The sequence below is a fragment of the Endozoicomonas sp. PH6C genome, assembly GCF_059322965.1.
The window spans coordinates 2,899,311-2,916,383 of the sequence record NZ_CP185342.1 but is presented as its reverse complement, the minus strand read 5'-3'; the positions used below and the strand labels follow the sequence as shown (position 1 = coordinate 2,916,383).

Here is a 17,073-nt window from a genome sequence, read left to right as displayed (position 1 = left end):
TATGAGCACCTCATCCTGCTGGCTTAATAATCCTTAAAATGGGAAAGGATTTGTCTATGTTTGAACTTTTGAAACAGAGTATTTCGGCGGAATGCTAATGCAAATATGAACGTGATCTCGCATCAAATGCCCTTCCACAATTTCACACCCTTTGCGACTGGCAAGATCCTGGAAAATGGCTCCCGGAAATTTTCTCAAGCTCACATAAATAACCTTTTGCCTCTTTTTGGGAATAAAGACAATGTGATACTTACAATCCCATCGAGTATGAGTCAGACTTTTGTAGTCTGGCATAAGTTAAACCTCTCGGTTCTTGGCGGAACCTTCGAGGTTGGCTATCGAAGCCTCGGTATAACCTATGCGCGTCTCCCCAGCATAGCCGGAGGTTTGCCTGGTGATTAATCATCCCGAAAACTGGATGGACTAAAAGAAACTGCATATATATGGAAAACCGAAGTCGAAAATTGCCGAGCTATCAATGCTTCCTTGCTGTGTCCCACGTTATGAAATGCAAGATCATCAGAGATACAGGCAACAACTGACTGCTCCAAGGACATCACCCGCATCTCCAATCCCTCAATGGAATCAGTGTGGCCAGAGGATAAGGTCAATCAGTTTTCAGTATTTGCTGCCTTCGCATCCTTATTTAGCTGACTCGTTGATGACGAAACTTTGCTTTTCCGGCTCTCTTCCAGAACCCAGCTTCTGAACATTTCTGCCTTGGGATGCAGATACTGACGAGAAGGAGAAGTGAGATAGAATCCCTCAGAAGCCCTGATTTTTTGCGGCAACGGTGCCACCAGCTCACCACTGGCCAACATTCCTGCGACGAGTGACGTCCGGCCGAGTGCAAAACCCTGACCATACTTCGCCATTTCCAGTGCTGTAATCAGGGTATCAAACTGCATGCCTGAAGAGTTTTCACGGAATTCATAATCCAACTGCCTGAACCAGTACCCCCAGCCTTCTTCGTAGCCAATAACATGCAATAAGGTATGATCCGTTAGCTGTTCCGGACAATCAGGCAGTGGCAGCCCCTTGGCCAACTCAGGACTGCAAACAGGGAAGAGCTCGTCCTCAGTTAAACAATCAGCCTTCAGCCCCGGCCAGTCGCCCCGGCCATAACGTATTTCAAGGTCCGCCTCCCTGTCCTTGTCCTCTGCCCAGATATTACTGGTAAAACGTATTCCGATCTCAGGGAACTCTTCCTTGAAACGGACCATTCTGGGAGCCAGCCAGGTCGTAAAGAACACCAGGTTGACCCTGACAGTCAACAATCTGTCCCTGCCCTGACCGAACAGCTCTTCAGTAGCCACGGCCAGCGAGCTGACTGCTTCATGAACAGCAGGAAGATAAGCCATACCGGCTTCCGTCATTTCCAGCCCACGGGGAAGCCTTTTGAACAGGGCTACTCCAAGCTGATACTCAAGACCTTTAACCTGTTGGCTGACCGCAGCCTGGGTAAGATTCAATTCATTGGCTGCATGAGTAAAGCTAAGCAGACGAGCAGACGCCTCAAAGGAGCGCAGCCAGTTCAAAGGGGGTAGTCGCTTTTTCATTGTAATAATCACAGCAGGGCAAAGCCCTGCAGTATCATCCCCAGACAAATTGAAGACAGTTCATTTTTTGTAACAAAACTGCAATCAAACTAATTGCGGGGCTTATTACCTGGGCTTCGCTTACTTCATAGTAGGCATGGAAAACTGGACATTTTCCCGAACACCCGCCGAAGGCCAGCGCTGGGTAATGGTCTTGCGACGTGTATAAAAACGCAACGCATCCGGACCATAAGCATGGAGATCACCAAAGAGTGAGCGTTTCCAGCCACCAAAGCTATGATAGGCCACTGGCACTGGCAAAGGCACATTGATACCAACCATTCCTACCCTGATGTGATCGGAGAAATAACGAGCGGCTTCGCCATCCCGGGTAAATATGCAAGTACCATTACCGTATTCATGACAATCAATGAGATCCATGGCTTCCTGCATACTGTTGACTCGGACAACCTGCAGAACAGGGCCAAAGATTTCATTCTGATAGCTGGTCATTTCTGGCGTTACCCTGTCAATAAGAGTGCCACCGACAAAGTAACCTTCCTGATAATCAGAAACATCTGGCTGGCGACCATCAACTACAATCTCGGCTCCCTGTTCTTCGGCACTGTCAATGAAACCGACTACTTTTTCCTGATGCTGTCGGGTAATAACCGGTCCAAAATCATTGGAACTATCACTGTAAGCACCGACTTTCAGGGACTGCATGGCTTCAGCCAGCTTGCCTACCAACTGGTTGGCCGCATCATCACCCACGGCAACGGCTACAGACAATGCCATGCAGCGCTCGCCGGAGGAACCAAAAGCTGCACCAAGCAGCTGATTAACAGCATTATCCATATCAGCATCAGGCATTACGATCGCGTGGTTCTTGGCACCACCCAATGCCTGACATCTTTTGCCTTTAGCTGTTGCTGTCGTGTAGATATACTCAGCGACAGGAGTCGATCCAACAAAGCTGATAGCCTCGACCCTTTCATCATGGAGTAGAGTATCGACAGCTTCCTTATCACCATTGACAACATTCATGACACCTGCAGGCAGACCAGCTTCGTGCAGCAGTTGAGCCACGAAAAGGGTTGAACTTGGCACCCGCTCGGAAGGCTTCAAAACAAAGGTATTGCCGCAGACAATGGCCATCGGGTACATCCAGAGAGGCACCATGACCGGGAAATTGAAGGGAGTGATCCCGGCGACAACCCCCAGAGGCTGGAACTCACTCCAGGAATCAATGCCTGGTCCGGCATTGCGACTGTGCTCTCCCTTTAGCAGCTCTGGCGCACCGCAGGCATACTCAACGTTTTCAATACCACGCTGCAGCTCCCCCATGGCATCATGAGAAATCTTGCCGTGCTCCTGGCCAATCAATTCACAGATACGTTCGGCATTTTGTTCGAGCAGTTCCTTGAACCGGAACATGATGCGGGAACGCTTAATGGGGGGCGTGTTCCTCCAGGCAGGAAAAGCTGCTTCTGCGGCGGCAACAGCTTCTTCTACCGTAGCTTTTGAAGCCAGAGCAACCTGCTTTTCAGCCTGACCAGTTGCCGGGTTATAAACCGGCTGATGACGTACATCATCATTGACTTCGCTACCATTGATAAGGTGGGCAACTGTGTTCATGATTCACTCTCTTGTTATTATCAGAAATGGTTTTCTTAGCAGCCTGTCGGACTTAAGCGTCCGTAGCGAGGATTGCAAGAAATTGAGGATAAAAATCTCTGTTTCTGAGGAGAATAGCGAGCTATTTGACGAAGAAACAGGGATTTTTAGACCAATTTATTGCAACCGCAGTAGGACAGTCTTAAGTCCGACAGGCTGCTTAGCTTGTGACTATCTTGTTTTGGTTCAGTCCCAGAGCCGCTGGTAAATGGCTTTAATCTCTTCTGCGTCAGGCACCCTGGGATTATTAGCAGGTGACCCGGATGCCAGTGCCTGCACTGCCATGGTGTCCAGCACATCAAAAAATGCATCTTTATCAATACCAAATTCCAGTGGCCCGGGAACTGAAAGCTCATCATTCAGGGCTTTCAGTTCGATCAACAGCTTTTGGTTTGCCGCTTCATCACTGTCTCCCTGTTCGGCAACGCCCATTGCCCGCGCACAGTCAGCATAACGATCGGGCGCAGCAGGAATAGAATACTCAGTGACAGCCGGTAATAGCATGGCATTGGACAAGCCGTGGGGAACATGAAAAAAAGCTCCAATAGGTCTGCTCATTCCATGGACCAGAGCTACTGATGCATTAGAAAAGGCGACACCCGCCAGGGTTGAGCCCAGCATCATGGCTTCGCGGGCTTTTTCATCACTGCCATTGTGGTAGGCAGTTCGCAGATTCGGTGCAATCAGGCGCATGGCTTCCAGAGCCTGACTATCACTGTACAAGCTGGCTTTTTTACTGACATAGGCCTCCATGGCATGGGTCAGTGCATCAATACCTGTATCTGCTGTCGTTCGGGCAGGCACAGTCAATGTAAGGTTGTAGTCCACCAACGCTGCTGTGGGCATATAAGCGGCCCCGACACAAAGCATTTTTTCATCACAGGTCTCATCTGTGATAATGGTTACTCGAGTGGCCTCAGAACCCGTGCCGGCTGTAGTGGGTATGGCAATCACAGGCATTCCGGGCTGATCCATGATCCTCGGGAACTTATAATCCCGCATTTCACCGCCATGGCATGAGAGAACAGCTATTGCCTTGGCGCTGTCGATAGGACTACCTCCACCCAGAGCAACAATACAGTCGAAGTTTCCTTGCCTGGCCATTTCAACACCCGTCTGAATCGAGCCGACGGTGGGTTCCGGTACAGTATCTGCAAAAACACTGGACTCAATGTCGTTTTCTGTCAGACAGTCTTGCAATGCCTGGACATAACCTAGCTGAACCATCATGGCATCAGAAATAATGAGAGGCTTTGCACAGCTCAAACTAGCCAGAACATCAGGAAGAGCCAGGCTAGCACCTGACCCCACCTGCATTATGCGGGGCAAAATCACTCGTGTAGACATAACAAACCTCTTTTAATCTACTAAAATGACCGTGCGAGTCCAGCGCACAGCCAATATCTATCAGGAACGCCCGTCTCTTGCCATGGACACCCTGTAACCCTCTTCAGCTGGTAAAGCCTCCTCGCGCAGGGATTTGATAAGTCCATAAGTGGCAAGAAGCAGGATGATCGAGAATGGCAGGGCCGCGACAATAGAAGCTGTTTGCAGAGCCTTAAGACCACCGGAGTGCAACAGAACGGCTGCCGAGGCACCAATCACCAGTCCCCAGAACACTCTGAATCTGGCAGGCGGATTATCATCCCCCATGGTAACCAGGGTACAGATTACTAGCGTCGCCGAGTCCCCGGAGGTAACAAAATAAGTCACCAACATAATGGTGCAGATGCATGCCATCAGTAGGGACATCAACTCACTCTCAATGAGCAGTTTCAGGGTGGTAAACAACGCAGTAGTGATATCTTTGTTCACAGCCTCTGTGACACCGCCATCGCCATACAGCTCGAGATAGAAGGCACTGTTACCAAATATAGTGATCCAGAAAGCTGCCAGTGTCGTAGGTGCCACGAGAACACCAAGGATAAATTCACGAATGGTCCGGCCCTTGGAGATACGGGCAATGAACATGCTGACAAAAGGACCCCAGGCAATCCACCAGCCCCAATAAAAGATGGTCCACCATCCCTGCCATTGAGCATCTGGCTCTGGATCAACCCACAACCCCAGGGAAACAGCATTCAACAGATAGTCACCGGTATTGGTAAAGAATGCACCCAGCAGATAGGCAGTTGGGCCAAAGATGACGAACAGGCCCAAAATAACTATGGTCAGATGCATATTGAAAACACTTAGGATACGAATGCCTTTGTTCAACCCGGTCAGTACTGAAAGAGTTGCCACTACCGAAATAACTGCGATCAGGATCACCTGATTGGTGGTAGACACTTCTATGCCCAGAAGATGGCCCAACCCGGCATTCATTTGTTGTGCGCCCAGTCCCAGCGAAGTAGCTATACCGAAAACTGTTCCAAATACTGCCAGTAAGTCAGCTGCATGACCGATAGGACCATAAATCCTGTCACCGAAGATGGGGTAAAGACTCGAGCGAATGGTGATGGGCAGCCCTTTGCGATAGGCAAAATAGGCCAGAATCAGACCAGTCACAGAAAACAGCCCCCAACCGTGCAAACCCCAGTGAAAAATCGAGATTCTCATGGCAATCTGAGCCGCTTCGACTGTCATGGCCTCGTCTTCGCTGACGAACGGATTGCTTTGAAAATGGTAAATCGGTTCGGCAATGCTCCAGAACAGGATACCAATACCAATGCCAGCACCAAATAACATGGAAAACCAGGCGAAATTACTGAACTCCGGTCTGTCATCATCACTGCCCAGGCGAATGTCGCCGTAGCGGCTGAACACCAGCCAAACAGAAAAAAACAGGAAAAACGACATTATCCCTATGTAATACCAGCCCAGATCTGAAGCAATAAAGTTTTTTGCCGAAGTATAAATACCATCGGCGTATTCAGGATTGGCAACGGTAAAAACAATAAATGCCAGAATCAGTAAAGCGGAGCCAACGGCCATAACTGGATTGGCTCCCGAAAGCAAGCCAGTATACGACGTGGTATTATTATTCATTATGTTTTGCTCTTTCCAGGTTCACGAACAACCATGACGGAACACTTGGCATGGTGACTTAAGGCCAGATCCATAGCAGTGGGGTGCGAGCGCTCCCAGAAACTTTCACAGCATTGATCTATGGGAATTGATACATTTTTATTTTTATTTTTCATTTTCAACCCTTCTTTTGGGGGTATTTATCCTCAGGGGCATCATTAAATGCAATTTGCATATCAGAGCGCGCATTTATTATCAGTGGCTGAAAAAAAAATGAGAAACAATAAAATAGACACCTGAGACCATATTATTTTTATAGCTAAACAGAGAAGGGATTCACCTTTCAATTCGGAAACGCCCATTAAACTTCGACATCAGCCAGTTTATTTTGAAAACACTCTCATTTAAGTCACGGCAAGAATGGCAAGCCCTTTTTCTGCAATAAAAAAAATCAGGTCTCAGGGATGTTTTTTTTTGCTGGTCGATCGTGCCATCCATTCATACCATTTTCCGAGCATAAACGCGTGCAATGAACGCACCGTATTTTAATGAAGCGCTGCTTCTTTTTAGCAGGATTACCAGATGCACTATAAAAATAAATTACCATTAAATGGTGTCAGGGTTATTGATTTTGGTCAGCAGATTGCTGGTCCGGCTGTTGCCATGGTACTGGCCGATCTGGGTGCAAGCGTTGTCCATATCGATCCGCCCGAAGGTCCTCAATGGGACCATCCCGCCAATGCCATTCTAAATAGAAACAAACTCTGCCTGAAGCTTGACCTCAAAACTGAATCCGGCTTGGATCGGGCACTGTCATTGATTGAAAAAGCCGATATCGTCATTGAGAGCTTCAGACCCGACGTTATGAAACGTCTGGGCATTGATTTTCAACAATTGAGAGAGTCGCGCCCGGATCTGATCACACTGTCAATTCCTGGTTTTGCCAGTAATGACCAGTTGAGAAGGGAATGGAAAGCCACTGAAGCAGTTGTTGCAGCAACTGCTGGTGCTTTCACGGACATGGGATTCAACCGCATTCTGATGGGTTTGGACCCAAGCTTTTCTCCTCTGCCACTGGCTTCTTCCTATGCCACATCTCTCGCAGCCAGTTCAGTGGTTCTGGCGCTCACTGCACGTGAGAAAACCGGTAGAGGCGATCACATTGAAGTCCCTATAATTGCTGCCATGATGGAAGGCCTCTCCTATAACTCTTACGTTGTCGAAGGATTACCAGAGCGTTACAAAACCATGCGTGAACATGAAATTGGGCATCGCAAGCACAACAACATTCCCATGGATCTCAGTTACAAAGAGCTTCAGGAGTACCTGGACCCCTTTTACCGAACCTACGAATGCGCCGATGGCCGAATGTTCTACTGTGTATGCCCATCCCACCGTAATCATGCCCGCCGGTGCCTTGAGGCTCTCGGTATTTATGAAGAACTGCTGGCTGAGGGACTACCAGATGTTGAAGACCTTCACCTGCCAATCAGAGAGTGGGATGGTGAAACATCCATAGGCGTCTATCCATTACCGAAGAAATGGGCTGACATTATTTCAGCCAAAATGAAGCAAGTGTTCCTGAGCAAAACCTCGCAAGAGTGGGGTGAAATTTTCGGTGAAGGAAAGATCCCGGGCGCTCCTCACAGAACAACCCGGGAATGGGTGAATGATGAGCACACCAATCAGTCTGGCCTGATCGTTGAGGTTAATGATCCCGTCTATGGTCTGATGAAACAACCTGGCCCCATTGCCTGGCTTGAAGAGTTTGCCGAGCAGATGGTTACTCCTAATCCACGCAAGAATGTCTGCTACGAAGAAGCCCTCTTTGAACTGAATACAGTCACTGATGAAAATGACCAGAATCGGTTTGCCGCTCGCAGGCAGAAGAAAGCTCCCGCTCAATGGCTGGACGGATTGCGCATTCTTGATCTGACCAATGTTATTGCCGGACCACACTCTACAGCCTTCATGGCTCGCTTTGGTGCCGAAGTTATTAAGCTGGACCCGGTCACCCCTCTTTATGATCCTCTGATTGGTACTCTGTTTACCTTCCAGACCGGCGTTGGCAAACGTAGCGCTCTGGTCGACATCCTATCTGAAGAAGGACGTGAGGTATTCAACAAACTGGTCAAGTCGGTAGATATAGTTGTTATCAATGCTCCTGAACGCCAGATGAAGCCTCTGGGTCTGGACCACGAATCATTGCAAGCCATTAACCCGGGTGTTCTCTTCTGTCGCCTGGATTGTTTAGGCGGCCCTTTGCCCGGACCAAAAACCAATTACATTGGTTACGACGACATCATTCAGGCCAACAGTGGTATCATGAGTCGCTTCGGTGGCCGTGAGACTCCGGAAGAACACGCCCACCTCGGCACTCTGGACGTAAACTGCGGTTTCTCCGGTGGACTGGCTATGGCAGTCTCTCTCTTCCACCGCCAGAAAACAGGTCAGCCTACCAGGGCAAGAACGTCTTTGTCTGCGGTAACCAACCTGGCACAGATTCCCTTTGCCTTTGACTACCAGGGAAGAGCTGCGTTTAATGAGCCTTCAGGTCGACAGGCTCTGGGCTATAACGCCCTGTCTCACTTCTATGAAACACAGGAAGGTTGGATTTATCTGGACAGCAACGACACCGAGTTGGGCAGACTGGATCAGGTAGAAGGCCTCAAAGGTATATTAACTGCTGACAATCTCTCAGATTATCTTGCAGAAGCCTTTAAAACAGCTCCAGCCGTTTACTGGAAGTCCTCGCTGGACAAGGTAGATGTGGCTTCGGCCATTCCACAGGCTATTGAACATCTCAGAGAGCAATACAGCCGTGTTGCTGATGGTAAAGCAGGTACCGACCTGGGCAGCTTTGCCTTCTCGATCTATCCTGAGCATCCCAGCGGCCATCAGATCACACAGATCGACCATTATTCCATTAGACCCACAGAGTCAGTTATCGTTGCTGCCACGCCTACTGAAAGGTTTGGTCATTCAACAAGAGAAGTGTTAGCTGAAATGGGCTACGACAGTGAATCTATTGAGTCAATGATTGAGCGCGGAATCGCCGGTACAGGCTGGGGCAAGGAGTTCCTTCCCAGCTGACAATCAAGCGGCGGGCACATCCTGTCACCCTCTTCGATAAGCATATTAAATTAAGCTTTTGAGACTCCTGCCAATGAGGCCGCAGCCAAAAGTCATCATTAAAGACTTTTGGCTGCCGGCCATTTTTTTGAATCATAATGCAAGGGAATGATGTATAGCATCTCCCAGCTCATTCATGGCCACCTTGGAAGGCACTAGCAGCCTTACCCGAACTTCTGTCACTGAGTCATCAGTTCGCGGCAAAAGGCTTTCCAATTCACTGACCGAGAGTTGAGCAGACTTGTTTAAGGCCTCGGCATCAATCCGGTTAACTCGTGCCTGCTTAACAATTTTCAGAACCGTAAAAGTGACAACCATCAGATTGGCTGGTGAAATATTGTCATCGAGCAATTTGTCTGCCGTAGCATGCTCAACTTTATAAGTTTTACCTGAACCAGCACCGGCCAGAGTCAGAGTTTTTGATAAGTTGCCAGCTGCAAATAACGAGACTCCTTAAGCTCAGTGGAATAGCGTGATTCACTGCCCCACTTGATATCAATCACCGCCCATTTACCGCTTTTTCTCAATACAAAAAGATCGAGAGCGCCTTCAAGTTCCCCGAAAGACTCACCCTGTGACAGGGTTTTCTCGACATAAACCTCAGAAACCTCTGCTTCATAAAAATGCTCAAGCAGTTTGGTCAGTGAATGAGTCATCGTCTCAAGAAATAAGTGTTTTACTGCCCGCATTCCCTGTGCCAGCATTGGTAAAGCATACCGGAGAGCAAATTCATCAAAGTTTGCATGCAACCAGCGTTCAACGTCTGATCGCACAATTTTTTCACCCCTCCAGATATTTTGCTGGAACCAGCACTCAACCAGCTTGTGCCCCAGGTTTCCTTTAAGCCGGTTGTCCAATGAGACAGCTCTGATTGCTCCCTCAGAAAGTTTGGCCCCATATCGCAAAACGTACTCATGAGGCTTCAGCAGTAATGATGACAGGCTGCTATAGGAATGTTTGTCTCTGCCCGGAATCACTCCAGAAGAAACAGTCCACCACCTCTGGTTTTTCGGAAATTTTGCTTCTCCAAGAGCGTGCTTTTTTAAACCCGGAACCTGACCTTCAAGCAAAGCATTTTCAAGTAACGACCAGTTATCTCAGGATAAAGCCTGATCCAGATAGACCTTCAATAGGTTAGGTGCATTATCCAGCTGAATCAGAACAACCGACTCGTCAGCCTGAAAAATCGGCAATAACGCCATATTCAGACAGGCTTTCCTGAAGTCCCGTCGCTGCTCTTCGGAAGGAAGTAGCGGCAAGCCTTCAAGCTCCTTGCGTGAGAGTGGCGGAATTCGCTGATCAGGCTCGTGTTTTTGTCTAACCGCAAAATCAACTTAGATCAGATTATGCAGAACTACAAGAGCAAATATTACTTTCGCATTAATACTCACATTTTTACGTATATTGAATATTCAGTCAGAATAAGCCAATATAACCCAACACCAGAGTTCTATTTGGACCAGGAAACCAATGAAAACCCGCTACATAACAGCAAACAGACTGGACAACAGCGACGACTGGCGGGCGAGTTATCACCTGTCACCAGCCGCCCTGTTGCCAGAAATGGGAGAACATTGGCCAAGCATTCAACAGCTGGGAAGCGATTGTATCGAAGGCTGGAGGACCTCATTGAAGCCAGTCGCTGGCTTATCAGAGCATGATATTGAAGAGATGCCGTTCTACAGACTGAGGCATATCGAGAATTCCATTCTTGAAACAGACAGCCAACACGCCCAAACACCCGTTATAAAATCAAAGCCTTTCTGCATTCAGCCCTGGGATGTTGTGATTAAAAAAGTCGGCGGCATCAAAGCAGCACTCACTCTGCCTGAACACGGGCAACACCCTGCCGATGCCAACCTCGCCATCATTCGGGGAATGAACCCTGAACAGGCTTTATGGCTGACAAAATGTCTTGAGCAACCTTTATATCGAGATTACCTGGAAAGCTCCGAGCGTATTACCTCTCTGATTCGGGTTGGCATCAAACAACTTAAACAAATGCCTCTGAACCCCATGCCGGAAAGCTTCAAACAACCGGCAAGCGTTTTTATCGCCCAATACCGGCAGCTGGCCGAAGCTCGCTACCAGTTGGATGCATTAAGACAGGAAGTCAACAAGTGGATGAAAGACTGGCAACAGGGATTGGAAAGGTTTATAAACCACCAGCCCTGGCAAAAACGCTGGCAATCATTCCCGGCATCCGATATCGGTGATAACTGGCTGATGTCTTATACCGAGCAACGCTATATGGCCAGATTATGTGTGCAGGAATACAATGCCTGCCTGCTTGAAAACCTGGCGTCTATCAACCCACGTCAGCCCGAATACTCAGGTGAGGACAATCGAACACGCGCCCTGAGAATCCGGGATATCGACAACCATTTTGGTCTTTCAAGCCAACCTCAGCCCCTTAGCGAAATGATATGGCGCACCCGACCACGCCCCAATCAACCATACGATGTTTTGGTTTCAACCTTTATCCATCAAATTAAAGTGGGCTTTATTGAGCAAACACCTGATCGGGAAACCTTGCCCAGCGATCAGCTGGCCACCCTCGCTTTTCATAAATACCAGGGAGCCTATGCCCTGATGATGGAAACCCCCTTTGTTCGCAGTCAGTTGTCGCGGCTGGCAACAGGATCGATGCAACAGTTTGTACCGACCACCATGATTCGCAAACTGGTACTACCCCCTATTGAGCAAAACCCCGAACAAGCCCAACGCTGGCACCGCTTACTGGTTAAAAGCACGACAAAGGCCGCCAGAGCCCGACAGCAAATGACGGAACTAGCCCCAGCTTTACAACAGATTTTTGATCAGGCCCACGCCTGGCAGGGAGGCAAATCATGAACCCGATTCATTCAGGGCTGGATAACATTAAAAGAAACCTCAGCCAGAGCGCACAGACACTGGAACAACTCTGGCAGGGCTACCAGCAACTCTGGCAGCAAGCTGGCTGGGATCAAGGGCAACTGCGACTGTGGTTAAGCGCCCTACCCGATATCAGTATCCAGAACAGCGACAGTGACAACCCTGAATACAGCTTTGCGAGTAACGAAGCACAGGGCGACGATCTGGGCAGCCTGATTCTACAGACCGTCGATAATCTGGGCGGGCGCGTTCAAATCAATGCTCTGCTTCAAAAACTTCCGGTTGAAATGGTCACTATTGAACAAATCAAAGTTGCCGTAAACCAGCACCCTGAATTAAGCCTGATGGGACCTTTTGTCCGCAGGCACTGAAAACACGTTTGCATTATTTAACGACGAATAGCGCACAGTTAAACAGGAACAACCTATGTCTGACCAGACAGCGACAGAATTCAACGCCCAGTATCTTCTGAGCGAATATCGCCAGAAGCAATACGACCGCAGCGATGATCTGCCAAAAACTCACGACTTTGCCCAGGCTGCCAGAGTCTGGGGCGAACACCAGGGTAACGATACACCGCATATCTTGCTGATCGCCCTGAATGAAGGGCACTGGGATTACTCCGAACCCACCAGACTGGAAGAACTGGCCATTGAACTCTGCGCCAGCATTCCGGGAGACTGGCCGGTATTTGCCCACCTGCACGACACTGCCACCCACAAAAATGTTTATTTCAGCCTGTTTGGCAAACAAGGCACCCATTCCGTTGATGAAATCCCTTCTGTGGAACTGATGCGAGAACATCAGCGACTGAATGAAGACCCGACCTTTCGCTGGTCCATGAAAACCTACACGACACTGATGCACCGACTGGATGATTTCCACGAGCAAGTGTACCAGACCGTTAAAGATAAGGTGTCTGACAAAAACGACATTATTGAAGAAGTGGCCAAGCTGCTGTTTCTGGAATCCTTCCGTCTGCATTACGGTGAGAACCTGACTTTTACCTATAAAGGTCAGCAGCTGAATTTGCGTGAAGTCTTCAACTATCACTACGTGGCAGATAAAGGAGACACCGCCGTACATCAGATTCAGGCAGCCTTTGATGAGCTGAAACTGCATAAAGATTATGTGGTGGTCGATGATGAAGGCAACCGCAACCCGATCTTTGATGAGAAAACCCACCTGCGTCTGGTGCAACCCCGTAATTACGAAACCCTGTTAAAAGCAATTCAGGATCTGGGGCCGGTAACTGATAACCGCAACCTACCGGTTCCGAACAAAGAGCAAGGCACTTTGGCAGATATGTCCGGCGATTTACTGGGTCGGGTGTTCGATGTTTTCCTGCGTGCCAACTTTGAATCCAAAGGCGGACTGGGTGTTTACCTGACCCCCAATCCAGTGAAACAGGCCATGCTGGAAATGGCGTTTCACGATATCAAAGAACAATCCCCGGAAGAGTTAACCGCCCGTGATGCCGATGGTAATCCGGTATTTATGTTTGGTGATCCTACCTGCGGTTCCTACGGTTTTGGTTCTGTGGCCATGCGTCATTTAAGGACCGCTCTGGATGAACTGCCCATGCAGGACAACCTGCGTGACAAGCTCTGGGAAGATATGCTGAACAACAGCTTTATCGGTGCTGATGCCGCCCCACGCATGGTGATGCTGGCGCGGGTCAATATGGCCTTGCAGGGGGCAAACAAAGCCAAGATTTTTTATACCGATAACTCCCTGACCAGCCGCTCCCTGAAGCCTAATAGCCTGAGCCTGATCTGCACCAACCCGCCCTTTGGTACGCCGAAGTTCAAAAGCGACAAGCGCGGCAAGGAATCCAAAAAACAGTACGAAGAAAATATGGAGCAGGTGCTGGGTGGTTTCCGTCCTGCTGAGCAGGTGGTGGAATCGTATAACGCCTATTACGACTATGAAAGAATGGAATGGAAAGATACTGGCGACCTGTTTAAAGACGACGATGGTAATCCACTCTGGGCAGGTTTCAGAACTGACCTGCGTAATGTTTCCAACGGCAAAAAAGCCAAATACCAGCTACGCCCTTCTCCTAAAGGTTTGGCATTGGGCAGCAAACCCAATAAAAGTGGCGAGTGGAAGCAGGTAAAAGGCGGCTCCATTGATCCGGCGGTACTCTTTATTGACCGCTGCCTGCAACTGCTGAAACCCGGCGGTCGTCTGTTGATTGTTCTGCCCGATGGCATTCTCTGCAACTCCGGTGACCGTTATGTGCGGGAATACATTATGGGCAAAAAGGATGAGAAAAGCGGTGAGTTTGTGGGCGGTAAGGCCATTGTTAAAGCCGTAGTCAGTCTGCCAGCAGATACCTTTAAACTGTCGGGTACGGGTGCCAAAACCTCTATTCTTTATTTGCAGAAACGTCCGGCTGATCCTGAGAATGAAGATCGTTTTCTGCCGGAACCTCAGGGCGATGTATTTATGGCTGTGGCTGAAACTCTGGGCTATCTGGTGAAGAATAATGTGGAGGATTACTCCGCGGGTGTTTCCAATGATCTGGATAAGATTGTTGGTGCTTATAGGCGGGGTGAGTGATGTCTGTTGATACCTTGCGCGAAACGCATCATATAAACCGAATCTCTACTAATCAGCTTGATGACTTCCTCACAGCTCAAACCTATCGTCCTGAAATCACTTCAGCTTACGATAAAGTGCAGGCATTCAATCATACGTCACTTCAAAGTTTATGTAGGGAAATAATTAGACAAGGCCCAACTCCAACTTTTGGACACAATGGTGATCCATGCCTTAAATCGAAGCATACAGCTGATTTGCTTTGCATTGATGTCGATGGAGATCTGGTTGATCCAGCGTTTGCCAAAGCGCATAAGAAATTCAAAGTTAATCCAGGAGATCTTGTTATTACTCGAAAGGGTACAGGTACTATTGGCCGAGCTTCGATTTTCTGCGGTAAAAAACCTTTAAATACCGACGATCTTATATTTAAAGTTTCGATATCGAATGGTGACTCTGCTTTTGTAGCCGCTTATCTTCGTTCTTATTGGGGAGAACGCCTTCTTGAAAAAGGAGTTTATGGCAGTACAGGACAAATAAGCATCTCCAGTACTCATATTCGAGGCCTACCAATTATTCAGTGTGATAAACGAGTTGAAAAATACATCGGCGATAAAGTCCGTCAGGCCGAGCGGCTCAGGGCTTGGGCGAAAGAGATTGAGAATGATTTGGCAGAAACGACATCCTCTGATGAAATAAAAATGGCTTTGGCTACTAAGTCAAAACATATCAGCCGTCCCAATGTTTTAGATTTAACACCAAGACTTGATCCTAAATATTACGGAAACAGGGCCTTGGAAGTTCTGCGTGCGGCCCATCAAAACAGCGTACCGCTTTACACACTTGTTGCAGAAATTAGCAATGGATTTGAGGAACGTAGCTTTACAGAAACTGGTGTTGATTACATTACGGTTTCTGAGGTTTCTTCTGGCAGACTTGACCTGAGTACATCACCAAAAATCAGTATAGAAGCGGACATACCTGACAAAGCACAAATCAATGAGCGTTGCGTTCTGGCAGTTAGAACAGGTTCTATTGGCAATGCTGTCAAAGTAGATGAACGAGACAAGCATGCCGTTATCAGCAGCCACCTTATTAAGCTAGAGTTCAAATCAGAATCAGTCGCTGCTGCTGTTTCCAGTTTTTTGAATTCAGAAGCCGGTAATGTGCTTCAACACAAGATCAGTTATGGAGCTGTCCAACCGCAGATAGGCCAAGATGAATTACTGAAGCTACCTATTCCTCAGTTCATTCTTGATGCTGCTGATGAATTATTGGCAATACTGAAAGACCGGGAAAATTGCATCAGGGCATGCAAAGCTCTTACCCAAGCAGCCAAATTCCTGGTCGAAGCCCTGATCGAAGGCCAACTCACCGAACAACAGCTAATCCAAGCCGAATCCAGCGCAACCGCCAACCGCGCCCTTCTGGAACGCCTGAAAACCGATGGTTTCGATGGCAAAGGCGAACCCCTGTTCCCGGATATTGACCAGCTGGAACAACTGCTGGAGGAAGCGGCGGATCAGTAAATCCGCCCTTGCTACAAAGCGCCTTTTAAGGACTATAATTAAGAACCTTAAAAGGCACTTTATAAGACTTTCATCAGGAGGACGCCATGCGTATGGACCAAATCAAACCGATCAGTTATCTGAAAAAAAACACCTCAGCGGTGATTAACGAAATCCGGGAAAACCGCCAGCCCATGGTGATTACCCAGAACGGCGAGGCCAGCGCCGTCATTCTCGATGCCGATAGCTACCAGCAACAGCAGGAGTTACTGGCACTGCTGAAAATTCTGGCCACTGGTCAGCAACAGATCGAACAGGGCGATACCGAACCCGCTGAAGCGTTTTTCAATCGGCTTAAACAACAGATAGAGTCTGGCGAGCGGTAATTGATGAGCAAACCTGAACCGTCCGGGGCAACCGAAAGTCCGTCTTACACTGTCTACCTCACCCGCTGGGCACAACAGGATTTACAGGATATCAGCCGTTTCCTGCTGCAGAAAACCGGACAACAGCAGGTGCTGACCTGGCTGGATGAACTGCAAAATGCCATCAGCACCCTGAACACTATGCCTGAGCGGGGCCATTGGGTACCGGAGATGCTGGCCGCAGGTATGAAAACTCACCGGGAACTGTCTCATCCACCTTACCGGATTATTTACCAGATTCGGGAACAGTCGGTCTTTGTGTTCACCGTTATTGATAGCCGCAGGGATTTACAGAGTCTGCTGAAAAAGCGGCTGCTGGAATGACATTGAACCGGCCTCCTTCACGACCCTATTGCGCAGCTGCGCAATATGGTCAGAAGCCAGAACGGGCAGGGCGTGCTATATAAT

The 17,073-nt window shown here is 48.6% G+C and carries 14 protein-coding genes and 2 pseudogenes; 7 read left to right on the top strand and 9 right to left on the bottom strand.

Going from position 1 to position 17,073, the window contains the following annotated elements; genetic code table 11:
• Positions 1-69: 69 nt before the first annotated feature.
• The 5 genes and pseudogenes from tnpA to ACOMG9_RS10950 all read right to left on the bottom strand — a co-directional run.
• Positions 70-294 (bottom strand): annotated as a pseudogene (gene tnpA / locus ACOMG9_RS10970) (IS200/IS605 family transposase); the annotation flags it as partial.
• A 317-nt stretch (positions 295-611) separates the two neighbouring features.
• A complete protein-coding gene (locus tag ACOMG9_RS10965) occupies positions 612-1,559 on the bottom strand; it encodes a LysR substrate-binding domain-containing protein (RefSeq protein ID WP_448216925.1) in 948 nt (315 codons plus the stop codon).
• 120 nt (positions 1,560-1,679) lie between these two features.
• Positions 1,680-3,176, bottom strand: a complete 1,497-nt coding sequence (locus ACOMG9_RS10960) for a CoA-acylating methylmalonate-semialdehyde dehydrogenase (protein ID WP_448216924.1) — start codon at positions 3,174-3,176, stop codon at positions 1,680-1,682.
• A gap of 225 nt (positions 3,177-3,401) precedes the next feature.
• Positions 3,402-4,562 carry an iron-containing alcohol dehydrogenase gene (locus tag ACOMG9_RS10955; RefSeq protein ID WP_448216923.1) on the bottom strand — a complete coding sequence of 387 codons (1,161 nt, stop codon included), beginning with the start codon at positions 4,560-4,562 and terminating at the stop codon, positions 3,402-3,404.
• A 60-nt stretch (positions 4,563-4,622) separates the two neighbouring features.
• On the bottom strand, positions 4,623-6,203 hold the full coding sequence (locus ACOMG9_RS10950) for a BCCT family transporter (RefSeq protein WP_448216922.1): 1,581 nt from the start codon (positions 6,201-6,203) through the stop codon (positions 4,623-4,625).
• A 561-nt stretch (positions 6,204-6,764) separates the two neighbouring features.
• On the opposite strand from ACOMG9_RS10950, the gene ACOMG9_RS10945 reads away from it, so the two are divergent.
• On the top strand, positions 6,765-9,275 hold the full coding sequence (locus ACOMG9_RS10945) for a CoA transferase (RefSeq protein WP_448216921.1): 2,511 nt from the start codon (positions 6,765-6,767) through the stop codon (positions 9,273-9,275).
• Positions 9,276-9,407: 132 nt separating this feature from the next.
• Here ACOMG9_RS10945 and ACOMG9_RS10940 read toward each other — a convergent pair whose 3' ends face one another.
• From ACOMG9_RS10940 to ACOMG9_RS10925, 4 genes and pseudogenes are all read right to left on the bottom strand, one after another.
• Complete coding sequence (locus ACOMG9_RS10940) at positions 9,408-9,665, bottom strand: hypothetical protein (RefSeq protein ID WP_448216920.1); 258 nt, start codon at positions 9,663-9,665, stop codon at positions 9,408-9,410.
• A gap of 6 nt (positions 9,666-9,671) precedes the next feature.
• Positions 9,672-9,722, bottom strand: a pseudogene (locus tag ACOMG9_RS10935) (hypothetical protein); the annotation flags it as partial.
• 2 nt (positions 9,723-9,724) lie between these two features.
• Positions 9,725-10,291, bottom strand: coding sequence for a PD-(D/E)XK nuclease family protein (locus ACOMG9_RS10930; RefSeq protein ID WP_448218634.1), 567 nt, complete (start codon positions 10,289-10,291; stop codon positions 9,725-9,727).
• Between the two features lie 120 nt (positions 10,292-10,411).
• Positions 10,412-10,573, bottom strand: a complete 162-nt coding sequence (locus ACOMG9_RS10925) for a hypothetical protein (RefSeq protein WP_448216919.1) — start codon at positions 10,571-10,573, stop codon at positions 10,412-10,414.
• Between the two features lie 211 nt (positions 10,574-10,784).
• On the opposite strand from ACOMG9_RS10925, the gene ACOMG9_RS10920 reads away from it, so the two are divergent.
• The 6 genes from ACOMG9_RS10920 to ACOMG9_RS10895 all read left to right on the top strand — a co-directional run bounded on the left by ACOMG9_RS10920 (position 10,785) and on the right by ACOMG9_RS10895 (position 16,989).
• Positions 10,785-12,167: a hypothetical protein gene (locus ACOMG9_RS10920; RefSeq protein ID WP_494530249.1), complete on the top strand. Its 1,383-nt coding sequence runs from the start codon at positions 10,785-10,787 to the stop codon at positions 12,165-12,167.
• Positions 12,164-12,559: a hypothetical protein gene (locus ACOMG9_RS10915; protein WP_448216917.1), complete on the top strand. Its 396-nt coding sequence runs from the start codon at positions 12,164-12,166 to the stop codon at positions 12,557-12,559. Before ACOMG9_RS10920 ends, ACOMG9_RS10915 begins: the two co-directional genes overlap by 4 nt.
• Before the next feature lie 55 nt (positions 12,560-12,614).
• Entirely contained in the window at positions 12,615-14,753 is a 2,139-nt protein-coding gene (locus ACOMG9_RS10910) for an HsdM family class I SAM-dependent methyltransferase (RefSeq protein ID WP_448216916.1), read from the top strand.
• Positions 14,753-16,261: a restriction endonuclease subunit S domain-containing protein gene (locus ACOMG9_RS10905; RefSeq protein ID WP_494530248.1), complete on the top strand. Its 1,509-nt coding sequence runs from the start codon at positions 14,753-14,755 to the stop codon at positions 16,259-16,261. Before ACOMG9_RS10910 ends, ACOMG9_RS10905 begins: the two co-directional genes overlap by 1 nt.
• A gap of 86 nt (positions 16,262-16,347) precedes the next feature.
• The gene (locus tag ACOMG9_RS10900) at positions 16,348-16,626 is read left to right on the top strand and encodes a type II toxin-antitoxin system Phd/YefM family antitoxin (RefSeq protein ID WP_448216914.1); all 279 of its coding nucleotides are present in this window, start codon (positions 16,348-16,350) and stop codon (positions 16,624-16,626) included.
• Between the two features lie 3 nt (positions 16,627-16,629).
• Positions 16,630-16,989, top strand: a complete 360-nt coding sequence (locus ACOMG9_RS10895) for a type II toxin-antitoxin system RelE/ParE family toxin (protein WP_448216913.1) — start codon at positions 16,630-16,632, stop codon at positions 16,987-16,989.
• Positions 16,990-17,073 lie beyond the last annotated feature (84 nt).